The sequence below is a fragment of the Enorma shizhengliae genome (assembly GCF_009676995.1).
Taxonomy (GTDB): Bacteria; Actinomycetota; Coriobacteriia; order Coriobacteriales; family Coriobacteriaceae; genus Enorma; species Enorma massiliensis.
The window spans coordinates 40,536-61,125 of the sequence record NZ_VTFZ01000011.1 but is presented as its reverse complement, the minus strand read 5'-3'; the positions used below and the strand labels follow the sequence as shown (position 1 = coordinate 61,125).

Annotated in this window: 18 protein-coding genes; 13 read left to right on the top strand and 5 right to left on the bottom strand. The window is 60.4% G+C overall.

The annotated features are described in order from the left end of the window. Positions 1–12 precede the first annotated feature (12 nt). Both GJE22_RS08370 and GJE22_RS08365 read right to left on the bottom strand, forming a co-directional pair. Positions 13–342 carry a hypothetical protein gene (locus tag GJE22_RS08370; protein WP_144688757.1) on the bottom strand — a complete coding sequence of 110 codons (330 nt, stop codon included), beginning with the start codon at positions 340–342 and terminating at the stop codon, positions 13–15. Continuing rightward, a complete protein-coding gene (locus GJE22_RS08365; protein WP_144688756.1) occupies positions 326–2,716 on the bottom strand; it encodes a hypothetical protein in 2,391 nt (796 codons plus the stop codon). The genes GJE22_RS08370 and GJE22_RS08365 overlap by 17 nt, the downstream gene beginning before the upstream one ends. A 449-nt stretch (positions 2,717–3,165) precedes the next feature. On the opposite strand from GJE22_RS08365, the gene GJE22_RS08360 reads away from it, so the two are divergent. The 6 genes from GJE22_RS08360 (at position 3,166) to GJE22_RS08335 (ending at position 11,159) form a co-directional block, all read left to right on the top strand. Continuing rightward, positions 3,166–4,458: an ATP-binding protein gene (locus GJE22_RS08360; protein WP_144688755.1), complete on the top strand. Its 1,293-nt coding sequence runs from the start codon at positions 3,166–3,168 to the stop codon at positions 4,456–4,458. 658 nt (positions 4,459–5,116) lie between these two features. After that, positions 5,117–6,244: a hypothetical protein gene (locus GJE22_RS08355; protein WP_144688754.1), complete on the top strand. Its 1,128-nt coding sequence runs from the start codon at positions 5,117–5,119 to the stop codon at positions 6,242–6,244. After that, on the top strand, positions 6,222–6,602 hold the full coding sequence (locus GJE22_RS08350; RefSeq protein WP_144688753.1) for a hypothetical protein: 381 nt from the start codon (positions 6,222–6,224) through the stop codon (positions 6,600–6,602). Before GJE22_RS08355 ends, GJE22_RS08350 begins: the two co-directional genes overlap by 23 nt. Before the next feature lie 527 nt (positions 6,603–7,129). Further along, on the top strand, positions 7,130–8,611 hold the full coding sequence (locus tag GJE22_RS08345; RefSeq protein ID WP_144688752.1) for an RNA-binding domain-containing protein: 1,482 nt from the start codon (positions 7,130–7,132) through the stop codon (positions 8,609–8,611). 608 nt (positions 8,612–9,219) lie between these two features. Further along, the gene (locus GJE22_RS08340) at positions 9,220–9,747 is read left to right on the top strand and encodes a MarR family winged helix-turn-helix transcriptional regulator (RefSeq protein WP_019129017.1); all 528 of its coding nucleotides are present in this window, start codon (positions 9,220–9,222) and stop codon (positions 9,745–9,747) included. A gap of 2 nt (positions 9,748–9,749) precedes the next feature. Continuing rightward, positions 9,750–11,159, top strand: coding sequence for a DHA2 family efflux MFS transporter permease subunit (locus GJE22_RS08335; RefSeq protein WP_019129018.1), 1,410 nt, complete (start codon positions 9,750–9,752; stop codon positions 11,157–11,159). A 97-nt stretch (positions 11,160–11,256) separates the two neighbouring features. Here the strand turns inward: GJE22_RS08335 and GJE22_RS08330 are convergent, their stop codons facing one another. Continuing rightward, a complete protein-coding gene (locus tag GJE22_RS08330) occupies positions 11,257–11,643 on the bottom strand; it encodes a helix-turn-helix domain-containing protein (RefSeq protein ID WP_019129019.1) in 387 nt (128 codons plus the stop codon). Between the two features lie 216 nt (positions 11,644–11,859). Here GJE22_RS08330 and GJE22_RS08325 point away from each other — a divergent pair, with 216 nt between their 5' ends. Beyond that, a complete protein-coding gene (locus tag GJE22_RS08325; protein ID WP_144688751.1) occupies positions 11,860–12,339 on the top strand; it encodes a hypothetical protein in 480 nt (159 codons plus the stop codon). 239 nt (positions 12,340–12,578) lie between these two features. On the opposite strand, the gene GJE22_RS08320 is transcribed toward GJE22_RS08325, so the two are convergent. Together GJE22_RS08320 and GJE22_RS08315 are read right to left on the bottom strand one after the other, a co-directional pair. Then, positions 12,579–14,474, bottom strand: a complete 1,896-nt coding sequence (locus tag GJE22_RS08320) for an oleate hydratase (RefSeq protein ID WP_144688750.1) — start codon at positions 14,472–14,474, stop codon at positions 12,579–12,581. A 171-nt stretch (positions 14,475–14,645) separates the two neighbouring features. Then, positions 14,646–15,260 carry a TetR-like C-terminal domain-containing protein gene (locus tag GJE22_RS08315; RefSeq protein WP_144688749.1) on the bottom strand — a complete coding sequence of 205 codons (615 nt, stop codon included), beginning with the start codon at positions 15,258–15,260 and terminating at the stop codon, positions 14,646–14,648. A gap of 251 nt (positions 15,261–15,511) precedes the next feature. Here GJE22_RS08315 and GJE22_RS10105 point away from each other — a divergent pair, with 251 nt between their 5' ends. The 6 genes from GJE22_RS10105 (at position 15,512) to GJE22_RS08290 (ending at position 20,523) form a co-directional block, all read left to right on the top strand. Then, positions 15,512–15,979, top strand: coding sequence for a helix-turn-helix transcriptional regulator (locus tag GJE22_RS10105; RefSeq protein ID WP_235895863.1), 468 nt, complete (start codon positions 15,512–15,514; stop codon positions 15,977–15,979). Between the two features lie 30 nt (positions 15,980–16,009). Further along, entirely contained in the window at positions 16,010–16,336 is a 327-nt protein-coding gene (locus tag GJE22_RS10100) for a hypothetical protein (protein WP_235895862.1), read from the top strand. Positions 16,337–16,571: 235 nt separating this feature from the next. Then, positions 16,572–17,201, top strand: a complete 630-nt coding sequence (locus tag GJE22_RS08305; RefSeq protein ID WP_218957904.1) for a TetR/AcrR family transcriptional regulator — start codon at positions 16,572–16,574, stop codon at positions 17,199–17,201. Further along, positions 17,201–18,118: an ABC transporter ATP-binding protein gene (locus GJE22_RS08300; protein WP_144688791.1), complete on the top strand. Its 918-nt coding sequence runs from the start codon at positions 17,201–17,203 to the stop codon at positions 18,116–18,118. The genes GJE22_RS08305 and GJE22_RS08300 overlap by 1 nt, the downstream gene beginning before the upstream one ends. Positions 18,119–18,127: 9 nt before the next feature. Beyond that, positions 18,128–18,925 carry an ABC transporter permease subunit gene (locus GJE22_RS08295; RefSeq protein WP_144688748.1) on the top strand — a complete coding sequence of 266 codons (798 nt, stop codon included), beginning with the start codon at positions 18,128–18,130 and terminating at the stop codon, positions 18,923–18,925. A gap of 167 nt (positions 18,926–19,092) precedes the next feature. Further along, complete coding sequence (locus GJE22_RS08290) at positions 19,093–20,523, top strand: alanine/glycine:cation symporter family protein (protein WP_144688747.1); 1,431 nt, start codon at positions 19,093–19,095, stop codon at positions 20,521–20,523. The last annotated feature ends 67 nt before the right edge of the window (positions 20,524–20,590 follow it).

Sequence of the window (20,590 nt, the reverse complement as noted above, 5' to 3'; positions counted from 1 at the left end):
ATCCTAACCTGTTTAGAATGACTCTTCACTTAGAGCGTCAACCGATTCAGCAGCCTGTTCTTCGTCCTCCACGAACCATGAGGCGTCTATCGAATCGCAAGCCTTCTTAAAGATCGCTTTGACGGTGTCGAAGACATGTTTAGCCTGACCTTGGAGGCTATCTGCAGGTTGTACAAGCTCGTACTCAGGCTTCTCTTTCAACCCCATAAAGAAGAGCTTGTAGAAATCGTTAGTGCTAAACGTCAAGGTGCCCTTGCCAATTTCGAAGGCGGTTTCCCCATCACCAACAAGCACGAAGCGGTAACTATCTTGTGTGTCTTCGAAACTAACCTGCCTTTTCATATCGCTTCATCCTCCTCTGGATGGTATCAAGTCCGCCCTCGATGTTCTCTGCGACAGTCTCTAGCATGCTGTACTCGTCGCACTCGTATTCGAGGGCGCCACTTCGGATGCACAAAGCACCGTCTTTCTTGCCGATGAAGATCACGTTGTCTACGTCGAGGTTTACGATGAACTGGGGGTTGTGCGTTATGAGGATCACCTGGCGCGAGCTGGCGATGTCACGGAACTCCCTTAGCACCGTCTCTTTGATTGCCTTTTGAGATATCTGATCTTCAGGCTGGTCAACAATATAGATGCCATCGCCAACGCTACTGTCTGCCATCAGTGCGAAATACATTTGGGCGTTGTAGCCCTGTGATAGTTCGTTGTAGACGTCGTCGCCCTCGCGAATAATCGACTTCGCAAGTTGCAGCTTCTCGTCCAGCGCGCTTTCGAATCTGGTTGTGAGCACCGAAAGAGGATCTTCCTCACCATCGGGATAGTTGTTGATTGCATCAATGACGCTCTCGTAACTGGACGTGAGGGTATCGAGGCTCTTGTGCTTGCCGATAAGCCCATCGATGAGCGAGGAGAGAAGTTTCGGCGTGATTGCATCAACTCCGAGTTTGCAAACGAATTGCAGGTCACCGACAGGATTTGGGTCCACTGTTACGGGCATTGTTTCGAAGTCAAACGAGAAATCCTGCAAGCGGCGCTCGTGCATCACAGCATCTGCAACCATGCCGCCAATGCGGTCAATGGAATGCTGGTATTCCGCTTGCGACTTATGCGCATCGGTTACGACTTGGTTCTGTGCGGTCTCGCGCTCTGTAACAGCCTCTTCAACCTTGTTGGCGACCCTGCCATCAAGGTGAATTCTGCTAACTACTTTTTGGTGTCGCCCGGTGATGCGTACGAGAGCTGCCAGCGCTGCATCAAAGTCCTTCTTGTCATCATCGGTGAGAACTTCTTCGTGCAGCGTGGCTGCATTAGATAGCTGGATACGAGAGGCTGTGATGTCGTTGATTAGACCACTGTGTGGGCTTGAGTCATCCAGCTTTATTCCCTTGTCGAAGGTAACGCTCTCCGGTGCTTCTAATGGACGCTCTGCAGGAATGACGTATTCATAGAGCGATGCGAGGGCTTCCTGATATTCGCATGATCTCCTTAATGCCTGCAGGTACATATTGAACTGCCCCATGGCATAAAGCTTGTATGGCGCTGGCTTTATGGGTGCAGGAAAATGCTTGTCGAGTTGCTTTCTTGCTTTGCCAACACTGAGTTTGGCAAAGGTTTCCCTGATGGATTCCTGCCCGTCGAAACAGAGAACGTGGCCGTCAGGTATTGTTGTCCGAAGCGAGAGCCCCACGGAGGCAAGATACTTTTCCTGGCCTCTTTTAGCCGTTGGCTTCACTCCATCGAAACGATTGAGCGCATTAAGCAGGGAAGATTTGCCTATCGAATTATCCCCAATAATTGCATTGATGCCAGGCGATAGTGGGATGGTGATGTTTTCGCCACCTAGTGTGATCTCAATTCCACCTAGCGCCTTCGTTGAGCCGCTAAAGAAGCTGGGCACGGTCTTAATGCGAGAAATGTCAGTCACCGCCATCGCCAATCCTTTGAAGGTCGGCAGGCACTTGAGATACGTAGGGGCGTAGTTGCGGTCGGCTTGGTTTGGCTGAGTGTCGTAGTTCGGATAGACGCTCCATACATGGCAGTCAGAACCAGTGATGAAGCGAAGCTGCTCTTGTTGATCGTGAGTATAGGCGTAACTTCTGTTGAAGAGCTCGTTCCTTCGGTTCTTGTACTCGTAAGCCTCGAAGTACTCTACGAACAGGAACTTGTTGTACAGATCCTCTCCGACACTGTTGGCATCGTTTGTCCTCGTGCGCGCAGAGCCGGGCGAATTCTTTTGATGCGCGATGGCAACTATGTCTAGCCCGATATCGCGAATGATGCCCCAATAGGTATCCTCGGTGAAAGCGTTGCCGTCGTCATAATTTGGCTTACCATCCTTAAAGGGTATCGCAGTGCTTATGCGCTTAACGGCCTCCTCATCTCTGTCATCGAAGATCGTAACGACGTGTATGGGTTTGCTGCCCTCGTTCGTCTTGAAGCTCACTGTAAACTCTACGCCCGGAAGCACTCTTTGTAGGAACCGAGCATTATCCACCTTGCTGCGCAAAGCACCGTAAATGCTGTAATCGAAGCAATCGTGGTCGGTTATAGCGACCATATTGACCTCGTACTCTTCAAGCTTCTCGAAGAGAACGCCAATGTTTTCGACCGTTCCATCCTTGACCTTCTGCCCATCCTTATGAGCGGAAGCGGCAGAGTGGATATGAAAGTCTATCTTGACCGGTCTTTGGACTATTTGACCAGTTGATGCCATAATCGCCTACCAAATTATCTCGTACTGCGTCCCAGGCGTCTTGCCTGTAGCGTCTGCCATATTCGCCGGCATCCTTCGCACACCTCTTCTTCAAACCCCATACGATCGATGAGCACGGCCCTGTCTACGTAGTCGAGAGCGGTCTCTATGTTCTTTCCTGAACGTATTACATCGTCCACTCTCTCTACATCGTATTCTACCAATGGATGCCATCCGCTATCTTTGCTCGCAGCTAATCAGCTGATTTGGCTCCGATTAAGTAGATTGCGTCCGGCTGCGAACGAATCCAGCGTAACGACGGATTCGGCACCACAGCTATCAGGGGAAATCATGCTTTAGGGAGCCGAACCCGCTCAATGGCTAAGACCCATCGCCTTCTATTGAGAAAAAATGCCGCATGCGGCAAAATTGCTCAATAGATGGCAACTGTGAATCAAAGCGAGGTATGCATGGAAATCAGGCGGGATCGATACCTCAACAGGCTCATCGACCGCATGCACAATGGCATGGTCAAGGTGGTTACGGGTATCCGCCGCTGCGGGAAGACGTATCTGCTCTTCAACCTCTTCGGCGACTACCTGCGTTCGGAGGGCGTCGACGACGAGCACATCATCGAGGTCGCGCTCGATGTCGAGGAGAACGCCGCCCTCCGTGACGCTGCCGCACTGTCCTCCCACCTTCGCTCAAAGATCGCGAACAGGCATGAGCAATACTATGTCTTTCTCGACGAGGTCCAGTATGCCATTTCGCGCGAGGAGCTCAAGAGCCCGGACGTCCCGCCCCGGCTCTACGGCGTGCTCAACGGGCTCCTGCGCATGCGCAACGTCGACGTGTGCGTGACGGGAAGCAACTCGAAGCTCCTCTCGCATGACGTCGTGACGGAGTTCCGGGGGCGCGGGGACGAGGTCCGCGTGCGGCCGCTGTCCTTCTCCGAGTTCATGCAGGGCTTCGACGGCGACCGCTACCAGGGCTGGGCCGAGTACACGGTGTACGGCGGCATGCCGCTTGTGGCATCAATGCGCACGGACGAGCAGAAGGCGCGCTACCTCGAGCGGCTCTTCGAGGAGACGTATCTGAGGGACGTCGTGGACAGATATGGCGTCAGGAGGCGGGGCGAGCTCGATGACCTCGTGAACGTGCTCGCCTCCGGCATCGGGACCCTCACGAATCCGGGCAGGCTCGAGAACACGTTCCGAAGCGTGCTCCATTCCAAGATCTCCTCGAACACGATCTCCAGCTATATAGGCTACCTCGAGGACGCCTTCGTCATCGAGGAGGCGCGGCGCTACGACGTGAAGGGAAGGGGCTACATCGGCGGCCCCCTGAAATACTACTTCGAGGACGTGGGGCTCCGAAACGCGCGGCTCGGCTTTCGGCAGATCGAGGAGAGCCACATCATGGAGAACGTGGTCTACAACGAGCTCAGGGCGCGCGGGTACTCGGTGGACGTCGGCGTGGTCGAGAAGCGCGTCCGCGAGGAGGGCAGGGACGTTCGCAGGCAGCTCGAGGTCGACTTCGTCGCGAACAGGGGCTCCGACCGCGTCTACATCCAATCGGCGTTGGAGATGAGGACTCCCGAGAAGGCCGCACAGGAGAAGGCCTCCCTGCTCGGCATCAATGACAGCTTCAAGAAGGTCGTGCTCGTGCGCGACGTGGTGAAGCCCCTGCGCGACGAGCGGGGCGTGGTCACGATGAGCGTGTTCGATTTCCTGCTCGATGAGAACAGCCTTGCTGGGATATAGGGGAGGAGCTCGCTTGGATGATCGCAACGATGTTCGCCACGTACCTCTCTTTCGGACGGTGATTCCCGGTCCTTTGGGAGAAGTGTCTGCCACGGTCGCAAACAGCCTTCCCGCTGGGGGGCGGATCGTGGCGTTTTGTCACTTCGCGCAATGGCTCACAGGGGAGTTAACTGCTCGGAAAGCTGTGCGAATCGAGATGGGAAGGCTTCGAACTGGCAGCGAATCTACGTAGAAACGAGCGTCTCCGATAAAATAAAATCCAGGCAGCATCCATTTCGAGAAAGTGTTTCTTATGGGCAAGGAAGACGTCAATCGAACATCGCCCAACCAGCAAAACGAGAGATTGGAACCGGCTGAATCCGCGGGAAGGGGTATCGGCGCAGAACGCGCCGTAAACCAACTCTTTGACCAAGAAAAGTTTCACGCACGGCAAGGTCATGGCTTTGCGGCAGAACAGGCGAATAACCTGTATGACAGGATTCATGGCAAAGATGCGCGCGTACTCGGGGATGATTTCGCGAAGAATGGGCCGGATCGAATCGTAGACGGCCAATGGATTCAATCAAAGTACTACGCCAACGGTCGCGAAGCCGTGAACGCATGCTTCGAGGACAGCGGAAGAGGGGCGTTTCGCTACGTAGGCAAGCATGGCGAACCGATGGTCATCGAAGTGCCGAAAGACGATGCTATCTACGATCAAGCCGTCAAGGCGATGCGAGAGAAGATTTCCAACGGCCAGATAGAGGGGGTAAGCGACCCCGCTCAAGCAGAGAAACTCGTCAAGCGCGGCAACTACACCTACCAACAGGCAAGAAACATCGCCAAAGCGGGCAACATCGACTCGCTCAAATTCGATGCGACCAACGGAGCCGTAACGGCCGCTTCCGCCTTTGGCGTGAGCGCCGTCATAGCCTTTGGAACCTGCATCTGGAATGGTGACAAGCCGGATGTCGCCGCGAAGAAGGCGGCGCTATGTGGACTTCGGGTAGGGGGAACATCGTTTCTCGTCTCCGTCGTTTCGAGCCAGCTTCTAAAAGCAGGACTCAACAGCGCAATGGTTTCAGGCACGGAGGCCATTGCGTCCGCGTTGGGGCCGAAGGCATGCGCGGTCATCGTGAACGCATTCAGAACAGGCGGAAACATCTACGGTGCCGCTGCGATGAAAAGCGCGGCAAAGCTCTTGCGCGGGAACGCCGTGGTCGCCGGCCTCACGGTCGTCGTGCTTTCGTCGTTCGACATAGCGGATATAGTACGCGGAAGAATATCTTCCGGCCAGCTCGCGAAAAACCTCGCCAGCACACTCTCATCCGTGGCAGGCGGAACGGCCGGGTGGCTCGGAGGTGCTGCGTTGGGCTCCGTGGTGCTCCCAGGCGTCGGCACGGTCGTAGGGGGCGTAATCGGCTCGCTTGGCGGCGGAACTGCCGCAGGAGCAGCGGCGAAAGCGATAACCGGCCTATTCGTCAAAGACGACGCAGAGCAGATGTGCTTGGTCATCGAGGAAGAGATTAAAATCACGGCGACGAATTACCTCATGAATGAAGACGAGGTGAAGCGTCTCGTCGAGTTCGTGAACGGGAGGCTCGACGGGAAGACCCTGAAGGACATGTTCGCGTCCAAAGACCGACCAGAGTTCGTGAGGGCGCTCATGAAAGAAGAGGTCGAAACGATAGCGGGAGAGCGTCCTGTCATAGATGGGGACATCGATAGTAGAATCGTTGAAGGCCTGGCAAGCGTTCTCGACGATGCGGCGGAAGGCGAAGACCATGGAAACCAAAGCCCTGCTTAAGACAATCGCAGACGAGTATGCTCCTTCCCTTGGGGAGCTCGACGTGCATGTGAGCGAGAGGTCTTTCGAAAAAGGCTCATATTTCGCGAAGGTGACCGTTCGGGAAGAAGACCCGTTCAAAGCTGCCCGCGATACGGCAATCGACATGGGGACTGTGTTATCCGAAGACCGTGAACATGGAATCGTCGTCGCGATGCTCGGTGGAGGCATCGCCGGCAAAACGCCCGTGATTTTTGTCGCCGTTGTTGTTGAAAGCGAGATCTCTTTCGGCGCGTACTCTAAAGAAGGCTTGATAAAGCAGAGGGCGGCAAAAAGAGCTGTCGAATCGTTTATCGCATTGCTGAATCGAGATGCCTAGCGGGCTTCCATGGGTCAGCATAAAAAACTAGAGCGGTTCCGCTAGGCGGCCCCGCTCTTACAGAACCCGAAGGTTTTCCATCTGGTGGTATTCTGCCCGATTCGGGACCCAGATGTCAACGAGCCTGCAGGGGAAGTCGAGGGACAACACGATCGCCATGTTGGTCCCGGTGCTCGCGCCCTGCGTAGAAGCGCGATCCCTCGACCGAGACCCGCAGGGATGCGAGCTTGGCGACGTGGCGGCTGCGGGTTGAGGAGCGCTTGCAGAAGAGGCCAAGCGTCCAGGGCGGCGGCGATCTGGGTGGCGCACAGGTTCTTGAGTCCGGTGCGGCACGTGCGAGAGCCCCTTGTTCTACGCTTAGATTCAGCGTGTATCCCTCTGATGGGGTTATAGCTGCCTATGTCCCGTATTGTTTGCTGACGGCAATTATGAGGATCAGCGAGATAGACTGGTAAATTCTCTGGACATAATCTGGACAATACTGATAAGATGTCCAGAATAATGTCCAGAATAGAGCGGAGCACCCCATGAGCGACGTGCTCGACAGATACATCCAAGCAAGCGAGGGCATAAGCGTCGAGTTCAAGCGCTGCGGGTCCCAGCCGGGCGCAGACACGTTCGAGACCATCTGCTCGTTCGCCAACCGGCAGGGCGGCAGCATACTCCTCGGCGTCCGCGACGACGGCGCCGTGGAGGGCGTCCCCGAGGCCTCGGCGCTCAACATCGAGCGGAACATATCCAACGTCACGAGCAACCCGAGCCTGTTCAACGTATCGCCGCTGGTCGAGTTCGAACGGCTGCGCGACGTCGATGGCAAGCTCGTCATACGGGTCTGGGTCCCCATGGGACCGTCTCTCTATACGTTCAAGGGGATCGTGTACGACCGCGTGGCAGACGCCGACGTGCGCGTGAAAAGCGATGCTCAAATCACCTCGATGATGGCGCGTAAGCAGAGTTACTACTCGGAGCGGACCGTGTACTCTTGGGTGACCGAGGACGATCTGGAGATGGAGCTTCTCGACGCAGTGCGAGATGCACTGCGTGCGAACGATGCCGATCACCCGTGGCTCTCCCTCTCTGACGGCGAGCTCCTCCGTGCCGCCCGCCTCTATGGGCGTGACCAGCTGACGGGGGAACGAGGCTTTAATCTCGCCGCCGTCGCGTTGCTGGGGAAGGAGGACGCGATCCTCGACGTTATGCCGCTCTATCGGACCGACGCGATCCTTAGACGCGTCGAGACCGACCGCTACGACGACCGGCTTGTCTGCAGGAGCAATCTCGTCAGGGCATACGACGAGCTCGTCGGCTTCTGCGAGAAGTGGTTGCCGGACTCCTTCGTGCTCGACAGAGGGCAGCGCAAGAGCGCGCGCGACGTCATCGTCCGCGAGCTCGTGTGCAACTGCCTCATCCACCGGGAGTTCGTCAGCCCGCACATCGCCCGCATCACCATCGATGGGGAGGGCATCCGCACGAGCAACGCGAGCCGCGCGCTCTTCGCCGGTCCCGTGACGCTCGAGAGCCTCGACCCAACGCCCAAGAACCCCATCATTGCCAACTTCTTCACCCAGATGGGACGTTCTGAGGAGCTGGGGAGCGGGACGAGGAACCTCTACAAGTTCTCGAGGCTCTACACAGGGAAGGACCCTGTCTTGGAGGACGGCGATCGGTTTACCGCGTTCGTGCCGGTGCCGCCTGTCATGGCGAGCATGGTGGGGAGCGGGGGCGATCGCGAAGCCGCGAAGGGGACCGAGAGAAGCGGAGCCGTTGGTGGGTCAAGAAGGAGCCGCACGCGCGCGGAGGTCGAGAGCGCGGTCGATAACCTCATTGCCCGCTACGGGTCTTTCCCCGCATCGGCCGTTAGCGAGCAGGTCACGAGTGTGGGCGAGAGGACGGTGAGGCGCTATCTTTCCGACATGGTGAAGGAGGGCAAGCTTGTTTGTGCCCCACGCGGCAGGTCTACGACCTATCGGAGCGGCAACTCGGCCGACAGCCTCGGTGGCGATTGCTGAGCGCTATCTTGCTAGAGACGCCTGTTTTTCCGCGGCATGCGGGTTGCCGTCGGAAAACGCCGTCTGGCAGAGGGGCGTTGAGTTCATTTTGAGTTCAATTCGGACACGCGAAATGCGCTCGACATCGTTTAATGGTGAGACGACGGTACACCACGCAGACGAGAGAACATGGAAATGCGCGGTTTGATTACCGAGCAGAAGTAAGTGGGTTATAAACAATCCACTGCAAAAACCTCGCTCACCGATGGCTGTGGGGGCGCAAGGCTGCCGAAGTGAGGTGCATTTGGACTGACGGTAGCAGCGTGCGCTTCTGTGGTCGCGGGAACCGCCATGGAAAAGGTTAAGCCAATGACCGAAGGTGGCGCGATGAGCGCCAAGGGCGATCTGTGATGGATGCTTGCGCCGGCCTCGTTGGGAAATCCGGCTTCGCCATGCGACAGTTTGAACACATGAGGCGAGTGATCGTTCGTCGCAAGGCCGACCGATAGGAACCGATCGAACTGTCTGCCGCTCTAGACTTCTTCGTCGGCGCATCCTATGTGCGTCCGTATATAATTACTCAAGATAATTACTAGAGATAATTATTTTTTGAGACGGAAGGAACAGAAATGAACGGGCGCTCATTCAAGATGCTGATGGATACGCTGCGGCGCGCGCGTCGCATCGACGGCATGATGCCGCAGCTGCCGCCTGACCTCACCAACGGGAGGACGCGCGTGCTCGACACGCTCTATGAGCTGGGCGGCTACGCCAAGGAAGATGCATCGAGGCGCCGCGCCGTGCGCGTGAGCGACATCGCGGACGATATGGGCACCACGTGTCCCGGCGTGACGCGCATGGTGTGCGACCTCGAGCGGGATGGTTACCTGCACAAGTCTGCCAGCCCCACGGACGGCCGCGAGGTGTTGGTTGAGCTGACCGAACACGGTCTCGCTACGCATCGCGTTTGGTACGAGGAGGTCTACGAGTACACCGCCCTGCTTCTTGGCGAGGCGGGCGTGACCGAACATGACATCGAGGTGACGGTTCGGACTGTCAAGCGGCTGCTTGAGGTTGTAGGGGAGGCCGACCTCACACGCTGGCAGAACGAGCGCTTGGGCCGTAAGGCCGCGGCGTGCGGAAGTGCGGAGGAGTAGGAGTGGATGATAGCCGGAAGCTGCCGCGGCGCGTCGTCGCGTCCGTGATTGCGGCGGGCATCATGTCCTTTTCGGGCGTGGTGGTCGAGAGCTCTATGAACGTGACCTTTCCGTCTCTCATGCGGGAGTTCGGCATCGATACCGCGACGGTTCAGTGGATTACCACGGGCTATCTGCTCGTGCTGTCGGTCATCATCCCCATGTCTTCGTATCTGCGTCGGCGCTTTACCATGCGCGCGCTATTCGTGGCGGGAGCCTCCTGCTTTCTGGCGGGAACGCTGACGGCGGCGCTGGCTCCCGCCTTTCCGGTGCTGCTCGCCGGACGCTTGGTGCAGGGCGTGGGCACGGGCGTAGCGCTGCCCCTCATGTTCAACATCATCTTGGAGCAGGTGCCGCGCAAGAACATGGGGCTTATGATCGGTATCGCCAACTTCATCACCTCGACGGCGCCCGCCATCGGCCCGTCGCTCGGCGGCTTTCTCGTGAGCGTCCTAAGCTGGCGCGCGGTGTTCTGGGTGCTCGTGCCGCTGGTGGCTGCGTCGTTTGCCCTGGGCGCCGCCTGCATTCGGCAGTCGACGACGTCGGGGCGCCCGTCGCTCGACGTCTGCGGCCTCATCATGCTCGCTGTCGGGTTTGCCAGCTTCATCTTTGCCGCGAACAGCGCCTCGTCAGCCGGATGGGCGAGCCCGTCTGTGCTCGGCCTGTTCGTCGTGGCAGCTGCCGCGATCGCGCTGTTCTGCCGGCACTCCCTTGCCACGCCGGGTGCCCTGCTCAATGTGCGCGTGCTGCGCGACCCGGTGTTTGCCCTTTCGGTCGCGGGTATCCTCCTCGTGCAGTTCTGCACACTGGGGCTTGCGTTCCTCATCCCCAACTACGCGCAGCTGTCGCTTGGCATCGATGCGTTTACCGCGGGCTGTCTGCTGGTGCCCGGATGCATCGCGGGCGCCCTTCAGGCGCCGCTTTCGGGCATCGTCTACGATCGCTTTGGCGCAGGGCTTTCGATTATCGGCGGGTGCGTGGTCACGCTCGCGTCCACAATCCTGTTCTTCGCGTTCGCGCCCACGCTTACCGGGCCGCTCATCGTTCTCTTCTTCGTGCTCTACTCGTTGGGAAAGGGGGCGAACCTGCCGGGTAACATGACAAACGGCCTGGCGCACCTGCCCATCGAGCATAACCCGGATGGAAACGCGATCGTCAACACGGTGCAGCAGCTGGCGGGCGCGATCGGCACGGTGTTCGTCTCCACGATCGTCGCCAGCGCGCAGGCGATTGATCCTGCGCACATGGCCAACGCGACGGCCGCGGGCACCCAGCAGGCGTTTCTGCTGGTGGTCGTCTTTGCGGCGGCGGAAGCCGTCTGTGCGGCACTAATCTTCGGCGCTTTCAAGAATCGTACGCGTTCCGTGCGATAGGCCGGCTTGCCGCCGGACCCTGGGCCCTCCAAAGCGCCGAGAAGAGCGCGGCGGGCGGGAGCGCGCCCGCCGTCGTCATGCGTGCCCCTCGACCCGGCTACCCTGCGAAGAGGCTGCCCTGAGACACCCCATAGATCACGACCAGGGCGAAGAGCGCCAGGACGACACCCCCGACGACGAGGAAAGCCCGCCAGGCCCGAAGCACCGCCTCCTTGCCCCGCTCCACGTCCGCGTAGATTGAGGAGATCTGCTTGTCGGACTCGTTGAGGGCGCGCACATCGCCCACGTCGATTCCCCGCACGAGCTCGTCCAGGCCGATCCCGTAGTAGTCCGATAGCAGGACGAGCCGCTGGAAGTCGGGGTACGACTGCCCGAGCTCCCATTTCGACACTGTCTGCCTCGAGACGCCGAGTTCGTACCCTAGCTGCTCCTGCGAGAGGCCCCGTTTCCTCCTGAGGTCGATGAGTCGGTCGTTGAAGTTCATGGCCGTTCCTTTCGGTCGGTTTTCGCGGTCCGCGCCGCTTGGGCGCGAGACCATGGAACTGCGTGAGCGGCGCAGGAGCAACCAACAACGGTTGGCAATTCGTCAATCTAGCGCGGCATCGGGCCCGGTTACAGCTCTGTAGTCGCCGTGAATCTGAATCTACCTGCACGGTTGCTGCTGGCGAACGTCAGCGCCTCACATTTTGGAGAGACGTACATGGACCACGATTTCTACGAGTGGGCGTCCGATGCTCCGCTGCGTGCGCCCGACGGGTTTTCAGAGGCGGCGACTGCGGCGGGGGTTGCCGCCTCGGCTGCGGAGCGTAACGAGATGCTGGCTTATGCGCTCCAGACCTTCAGCCGCGGCCACGCGCAGCTGCTCGGGCGTATTCTCTCTGGATACGAAAAAGCGAAGAAGCTGCAAATCCGCGGGATGATCGGCTATGCGGCGGCTGCAGTGCTGGCCCTGGTAATCCTTCTGGCACTTCCGCTCTCCATGGATATGGAGCTCAGGGTTCTTGTGTGGCTCTCGTTTGCCGGGCTGCTCTTCATCCCGTTCATTCCCCTGTGGATTCTGCTCTGCAATCACATTCTCGCGCCCGATTGGAATACCTATGCGACGTGGTACCGCCGTCGGGACCGTAAGGAGCTCGGTTTCGAGGATCTCTATCGCGCCATGGGTATGACGCGCCCGTAAGGGCAGGGAGAGAAGAAGCTGCGCCGGCACTCATCCGCTACGAAAGCGAGAACGCTGAAGACAGCTCCCGCTTTCCGGTCGCAGCAATATCCGCCTTATGTTCTCTGGCAATGGAGTATTTCGGCCCTGTTTTCTCCAAGTAACGCGAAAACAGGGCCGTGATCATTGAAGAGGCGGGGGAAATCGGAAGCGTAGGCTGGCGCGCGGCAAGCTCTCGCCGCGCGCCGTGCCCGTCCCCGCTAGATCGCCTCGAACTCCTTCAACACCTTCTCGATGTCCGTTCCCCTGACCTTCTTGAGCGCCTCCTTGAGCGCGAACCGCTCGACCAAACCGAGCTTCATATCGGTGATCGGCTTGCCATCGCGCAGTTTCACACTTGCCATGAGCAGGTCGCGCACGTCAAAGACGCTGCCCCATACCTCGGGCACGCCGCGGTCAACATTGCAGAGCGTGTAGACGGCCTCCATACCGGTGCGCATGGAGTACTCCGTGGTGAAGATGGTGTCGCGCGGCGTCTCGGCAAACTGGCCGATGAAGGCGAAGTTGACCGCGCCGTCGGGTACCACGTCGGGGCGGTCGCCTGCGGCGCGCGGCATGAAGAACGCCGTGATGTAGGGCATCATGACGGGCACCGTGTTGGCATGGTTCGCGGCGAGCTCGGCGATGCGCGCCTCCGGAACGCCCATGTGATAGAGCCACTCCTGGCAGATCTCCTCGCCGGTGCAGTCGCACATGGGCTTTTTCACGTAGTTGCCGGGCTCGTCGGGGAAGAGGCCGTACACCCACACGCACAGCTCGTTCTTGGGCTGGTCGCGGAACTGCTGCTGGCGGTTGAGCGTCCAGCTCAGGAGCCAGTTTGAGTCGGTGCAGGTCACGATGCCACCGGTGACCACATGGCCGGTGAAGGGGTCGCGCTTGCAGATCGCCTGGATGTAGGGCGGGATCTCGCCGTCGAGGGTCGTCACCGTAGCGCTCATCCACTTGGTCTTCTCGGGGTCGCCGCAGAAGGTGTCGGGATGACCGAAGCTGGGGTCCTGTTCCGCGATGCGGCGCCACATATCCCAACCGCCGCCAGGGGCAAGCTCGGGCTTCCATGCAGCGGGTTTGTCCTGCGCGCCCATGGTGGAGTTTTCGACGCAGCCGCCGTTGGTGATGAAGACGAGGTCGTTTTCGGTGAGGTCGATGACCGTGGTCGCGCCGGGTTCGGCTTCGCCGCTCGCGGCAGTTTGGCTCAGCACGATGCGCGTCGCCACCTTCTTCGCGGGCGAGCTGTAGGGGTTGCGCGGGAAGGCTGCCTGCTGGATGCGCTGGATGGTGTCCTGGCCGGTGCCGGTGTGCGGTCGCACCGGGCCCGCGCCGCCTCCGATGGAGAACCTTATGTCCTCGACCTTCGTGTTGAAGTGGAACTGCACGCCTGCTGCCTTAAGGTATTCGATAAGGGGCAAGATCATCGACTCGTACTGGTTGTACCTGGTGAAGCGCAGGGCCGAGAAGTCCGGCAACCCGGCGATGTGGTGGATGTAGCGCTTGATATAGAGCTTCATTTCGAGTGCGGAGTGCCAGTTCTCGAACGCGAACATGGTGCGCCAGTACATCCAGAAGTTAGAGGAGAGCACCTCGTCGTCAAAGAAGTCAGTGATGGGACGGTCGTAGAGCTTCTCGTCGGGCGTGAAGAAGAGCTCCATGATCTCCATGGCCGCCTTGTCCGAGAGACCGAACTTCCCGGCGCACCCCGCGTCTTGCCCGCGGTTCTTCGTTGCGCGGCAGAGCGAGTAGTTGGGGTCTTCCTTGTTGAGCCAGTAATACTCGTCCAAAACGGAAACACCGGGGGTCTCGATGGAGGGAATGGAGCGGAAGAGGTCCCACATCACCTCGAAGTGGTTGTCCATCTCGCGGCCGCCGCGCATGACGTAGCCGAGGCCCGGAATGTCGAGGCCGTCGCATGCGCCGCCGGGCACGCTGTCTTTCTCGAAGATGTGGATGTTCTTGCCCGGCATCTGGGCGTCGCGAACGAGGTAGCACGCCGCGGAGAGCGCCGCGAGGCCCGTGCCCACAATGTAGGCGCTCTTGTGATCGATGCCCGCGGGCTTCTTGGGGCGAGCAAATGCTTCGTAGTTGCCGCTTGAATAGTACATGGCAGCACCTTTCTAACGTGCGCATCGGGCGTGTCCCGTGCGTCTCGTTCCATGGTGGAGCCACGATGGGCGGCGCACCATAAACAGTGCCGTGCCTCTGTACGGTTTCTTATCAATACGGCCGGATTGTACAGATGGGCGAGAAGGGGGCGAAGTGCCCGTATCGCGTTCCTACGGAGCGGCAGACCCTTCCGGAACGCTCCCCTCGCTTCCGGCGATGTAGCCGCCGGGGATCTCGAGCCGGTCAAGCGCGGTTTCGATGGCGCCGTCTGCGATGGTGGCCACGCGCTGCACCAGCTGCTGCGGGTCGTCGCGCATGTCTCGGGCGATCCAGTCCAGAACCGTCCCGATGAGCGCATGGGCGAAGAAGCGTGCGATGAAATCCCTGTCCTGCTCGCGCACATGCCTTCGTGCTGCGTGCTCGTCGACCACGCTTTTCACCAGGTCGCTCACCACGGGGACAAGAAACCGTTCAACCTGTTCACGGCTCATGTCGTGATAAATGCTCGCGATGAAGGGTTTGTTCTCGCGCAGGGCGAGAAAGGTGTCCAGGAGGCCGGTCTGCCAGGTGTCGGCGGTCTTGTTGCCGGCTATGGCCCGCGCGGCGTCCTCCTCGCACGCCCATTCGACCAGGTTGTAGATGTCCTGGAAATGGTAGTAGAACGTCATGCGGCTGATGCCGCAGTCGCTCGTGATGTCTGCGATGGTGATCTTGTTCAGAGGCTTCGTAAGCAAGAGGCGCTTGAGCGACTCCTCGAGCGCGCGCTTGGTGAGCTGACTTGGCATGGGTCCTCCTAGTGGTCGTTTCTCTCCGTATACCCGTGCGAGGCGGATGGGTGTGCGGGCAACTTCGACTCTTGGGTGGACGACGGGGCTGCGCCCTCCCGAGCGACCCTCCCTGCCGTTCGCAGCACAAACTCGTCGAGAGATCCCTGTTTCGCAGGTCAGATGGCATGTAAAGCACTTTATACTGCGTCATGGACGCCCTTCGGCTACGTTGGGGATGCAGGAGGGGCCGCGGGAGGACGGAAGCGCACATGGATGTCGGCAACCAGATTAGGGAGCGCAGGCAAGCGCTCGGGCTCTCCCAGGAGGAACTCGCGCAAAGGCTCTACGTGAGCCGCGTCACGGTGAGCCACTGGGAGACCGGGAAGACCCTGCCCGACGTCCAGAGCATGCTGCTCCTCGCCAACCTCTTCGGCACCACGATCGACGAGCTGGTGAGAGGGGACGTGGACGAGATGCGCGAAATGGTCGAGAAGAACGAGCGGAGGACGAAAACTTTCGCGGTGGCGCTCGCCGCAGTCGAAGTAGTCGTGGGTACGGCGCTCGCCGTAACGGCGGTCGCGGGGCGCGACTACCTTGAGCCGGTGCTGCGCCTGCTGCTTGCAGTGCTGGTGCTCGCGTTCGCGGGCGCGATGCTCGTGGCGCGCCGCTCCGAGGGCTCCGACGAGGTGAGAAGCGCGGCCGAGCTTCTCGGCGCGGCCACGGGCGAGCCCGTGTAGGCGGCACGCGCGAGCGGAGCCGCTCTGGGGATGCGGGTCGTCCTACAGGTCTTTACCGGTCTTGCAGTCGGCATCGGCGTGCTCGTGGTAGGCGACGTCCTTCTCGATCCCGCGCCGTTCCGAAAGCTGGCGATGATGCTCGCCGTTGCCGCCGCGCTCGCCGGTTCCTTCGCCCTGGGGCGCTTTGCGCGCCCAGCGTGGACAGTGGCCATTCTGCCCATGCTCTGGGTCGCGGGCGCCCTTGCCCTCGGTGCGGCGACGGGCGGCCTCGGCTCTCCTCGGGATTGGTTCGCCGTTGCGGGTGGCGCGGTGGTTCTCCTCGCGTTCTGGGCGATCGGGCGGAGGCGCCGGAAGTAGGCGTGACGTTTGGCTCTGAAGGTGTATCGGTATCAGCTATTGTGCACCCCGCAGGATTCCTGCGGGGTGCTGCGCTTTCCGATGGATCGGCTCGCCGGGGCCGCCCACTGGGCTCCGGATCGCATGCCGAGCGTCAGAGCGCACCCGAGGAATCGTTTTGCGAGCTCAAAGCCCCTTCCATATCCTGGTCAACGAGGTAGCCTTGTTCCCGAGCGACGAGGGAAAGAGATATTCCATGTCAGACAGGTTCGAGCGCTTCGAGTGCCTCCCCGAGGACCGCAGGCGCGCCGTCGTGGACGCGGCCGCCGAGGTGTTCGGCGACGAGGACTACGCCCGCGCGTCCACGGCGGACATAGCCAGGCTCGCGGGCGTATCGAAAAGCCAGCTCTTCTTCTACTTCAGGAACAAGAGGGAGCTCTACCTCTATGTCCTCGGCGCGCTCACGCGGCGCGTGGCGGACGCGGTGGTCGACGAGCACTGGTACGAGATCGACGACTTCTTCGAGGTCATGCGCTACGCCGCGACTCGCAAGGCGTCCTTCGCGGGGCTGAGCCCGCGCATCATGGACTTTTTCGTCCGCGCGTTCTACCCAGGGCATCGGGACGTCTCGGGGGTGCTCGATGCGTTCATGACGGACGCCGTGCCAACCATGGTGCGGGCGTACCTGGGCCACGTGCGCTGGGAGCGCTTCCGGGAGGACGTCGATCCTATGCGCGTGGTGCGCATGCTCGTGTGGTGCGGCGACGGCTACCTGCACGAGCAGCTGCGTGGAGGAGGGGAGCTCGACATGGAGGCAATGCTTTCAGAGTTTCTCGTCTGGCTCGACTGGCTCAAGAGGGCTACGTACAAGGAGGAGTATCTGTGATGGTGAACGCCTCAGCGGCTGCGATCTGCGCGCGCGGACTCACAAAGGACTATGGGCGGGGCCGCGGCGTCTTCGACGTCAACCTTGAGGTGGCCGCGGGAGAAGTGCTCGGCTTCCTCGGCCCCAACGGGGCTGGGAAGACGGTGACGATGCGCCATCTCATGGGGTTCATCAAACCGCAGAAAGGAACGGTCGAGATTCTCGGGCACGATTGCTTCCGGGAGCGGCCGCGAGTGCAGGCGCGCCTGGGTTACCTGCCTGGTGAGAACGTCTGCATGAAGGAGATGACTGCGCGTTCCTTCCTTGACCTCATGGCGGGGATGCGGGGTCTGCGCGACCGTTCCCGGATGCGTGAGCTTGTCGATGTCTTCGACTTGGACCTCGGGGCGCGAATCGGCGGGATGTCCAAGGGCAACAGGCAGAAGGTTGCGATTGTGGCTGCGTTCATGGCACGCCCAGACGTGCTTCTGCTCGACGAGCCCACGAGCGGCCTCGATCCGCTCATGCAGGAGCGCTTCCTCGACCTGGTCGAGGAGGAACGTACTCGTGGCGTCGCGATCTTGCTTTCATCGCACATCTTCGAGGAAGTGGGGCGTGCATGCGATCGCGTGGCGTTCATACGCGCGGGGCGGGTTGCTATGACCTGCACTATGGACGAGGTCCGCTCGATGCGCAGCCGCGGCTACACGATCGAGTTCTCGAGTGCACGAGAGCGCTCGCGCTGGGAACTCGCCCATGGGAATGAGCCTGCAAAGGGGGAGGCCCGCGGCGTCGAGCTCCGCGATGTGCGCGACGTGAACGCGCTCATCCGGGAGCTTTCCTTCTACGATGTAGCCTCGGTCACGTCCCGCGAGCAGACGCTCGAGGAGCTGTTCCTTCATCTGTACGAGGGCGACGAGCCCTCAGGACAAAGGTAGGAGGCCACGATGATCCTTCCTCTCTTCAAGCACGAGCTTCGGTTCTGCCTGTTCCCGACCTTCATCATTGCTGCGGTGGTAATCCTTTATACCTGCGTCATCATCGGTATGTACGACCCCAAGCTCGGCGAGTCGCTCGCCCTCATGCGCGATGCCATGCCCGAGCTCTTTGCCGCCTTCGGCATGGCCGACCAGGGGACGACGCTTTTGGAGTTCGTCGTTAACTACCTGTACGGCTTTCTGCTCGTGGTGCTTCCCCTCGTCCTTGTGGCGGTGCTCGCCAGCCGGCTCGTGGTTCGGCACATCGAACGCGGCAGCATTTCCTACCTGCTCGCGCAGCCCATTGGCCGCACGAGGCTCATGCTCTCGCAGGCGGGTGTTCTCGCTTTCTGCCTCGTGCTTCTCATGGTAGTGCTGACTGCGTTTGAACTGGTTGCCGCCCAGGCCATGTTCCCCGGCGAGCTCGCCGTCTCCGACCTCGTCGCCGTCAATGCGGCGATGTTTTGCCTGTTGCTGTTTCTCTCCGGCGCGTGCTGGGCGGGCGCCTGTGCGCTACCGAATGTCACGGCAGCACGATGGGCGGGTGTCGCTCTGTGCTCGCTTTTCGTCCTTGTACAGATGCTCTCGGGGGTGGGGGACGAGCTCTCCTGGCTCGCCGACGTCACGCCGCTTGCGCTGTTCGATCCGCTCGGAGTGGCCTCGGGGGAAACAGGCGCTCTCGCAGGTGCTGCCGCGCTTGGCATCTCGGGCGCTGCGTTCTTCGCTCTGGGGACCGCCGCCTTCTCGCGACGCGACCTGAGCATGTAGGGGTCCTCCCGAGGGCCTGCCGGCCGATGCCGTCGAGCCAACGCGCCTGCCTTGCAGGAGCGACCAACCGTTCGCGTTCACACCCTCGAAACACAGAGCGCGTACATTAGGCCTTTAGGCCTTGTTGCCTGTGAGCTATAGCCCAGAGACTTGCCGAGGGGAAATCCATGCTTGACCAGATTATGTCCATGCTGGCCGCACTGAATAACAACGTGCTATGGGGCATTCCCATGGTCGTGCTGATGATCGGAACGGGAGTGTTCCTGCTCATCGTTACCAAAGGAGCCGTGTTCACGCGTTTCAACGTCGTGATGCGCTACACCACCAAGACGCTCTTCAACCGCCCCAACAAATCCGAGCTAGAGCATGGCGCCATCTCGCCGTTCCAGGCGGTATGCACCGCGCTCGCGGCGACGCTCGGCACGGGCAACATCGTGGGCGTGGCGCTCGCCGTGGCAACGGGCGGGCCAGGCGCTATCTTCTGGCTGTGGTTGAGCGCGCTTGCGGGCATGGTCATCAAATATTGCGAGGTCACCTTGTCGGTGGCCTATCGAACCCGCAACGAGCGCGGCGAGATCGTGGGCGGCCCCATGTACTACATATCCCGCGGCCTGGGGACCGGCTGGCTCGCGGTGCTCTTTGCCATCTTCGGCTTCTTGGCATCGTTCGGCATCGGTGCGAGCGTGCAGGCTAACTCGCTTGCTACCAGCGTGAATGCGACCTTTGGCATTCCGCTTCCCGCTATCGGCGCCGTCGTGGCGGCGCTCGCCGGGCTCGTTCTCATCGGTGGCATCAAGCGTATCTCTCAGATCACCGAGGTGCTGGTGCCCTTCGCCGCCGTGTTCTATCTCATCGCCGCCTTCGTGGTGCTCGTTTTCAACGCGGCCGAAATTCCAGCCGCCATCGGCATGATTTTCCGCGATGCCTTCACCGGTACGGCGGCAACGGGCGGCTTCGTGGGGGCAACGGTCATGTATGCCTGCCGTGTGGGCATGTCGCGCGGCGTGTTCACCCACGAGGCGGGCATGGGCTCGGCGCCTATCGCACACGCTTCCGCCGACACCGACCATCCCGCCCGCCAGGGCCTATGGGGCACGTTCGAGGTGTTCTTCGACAGCATCGTCATGTGCACCATCACGGGGCTCGTGATCATCACTTCCGGGCTCTGGTGCGCCGACCCCATGATGTCCGAGGGCGCCATGAGCTCGGCGGCGTTCGGGCAGAGCATTCCGGGCGGCCAGTACGTGGTGACGGTGGGCCTCATGCTCTTCGCCTTCGCGACGCTCATCGCCTGGTACTACTACGGCGAGAAATGCGTGGAGTACCTGTTCCGCGCGCGCCGGGGCGCCCGTGTGGCAATCCGCATCTACCAGGTGGCCTATGTGGCCATGGTATTCGCGGGCTGCGTGGCGAACCTCGATGCCGTGTGGGAGTTCGCCGACTGCTTCAACGGCCTCATGGCGATTCCCAACCTCATCGCGCTCATTGCGCTTGCACCGGTGATCAGGCGCCTCTCGCAGGATTTCTTCCGCGATCCCGACGTGCGGCGCCCGCGCGACACGGACTACGACGGGCTGCTGGTATTTAGGGACAAGTAATGGGTTGATTGGGGACGGGTTTGTTTCATCCCCTTTTGAGTTGATTGGGGACGGGTTCGTTTCATCC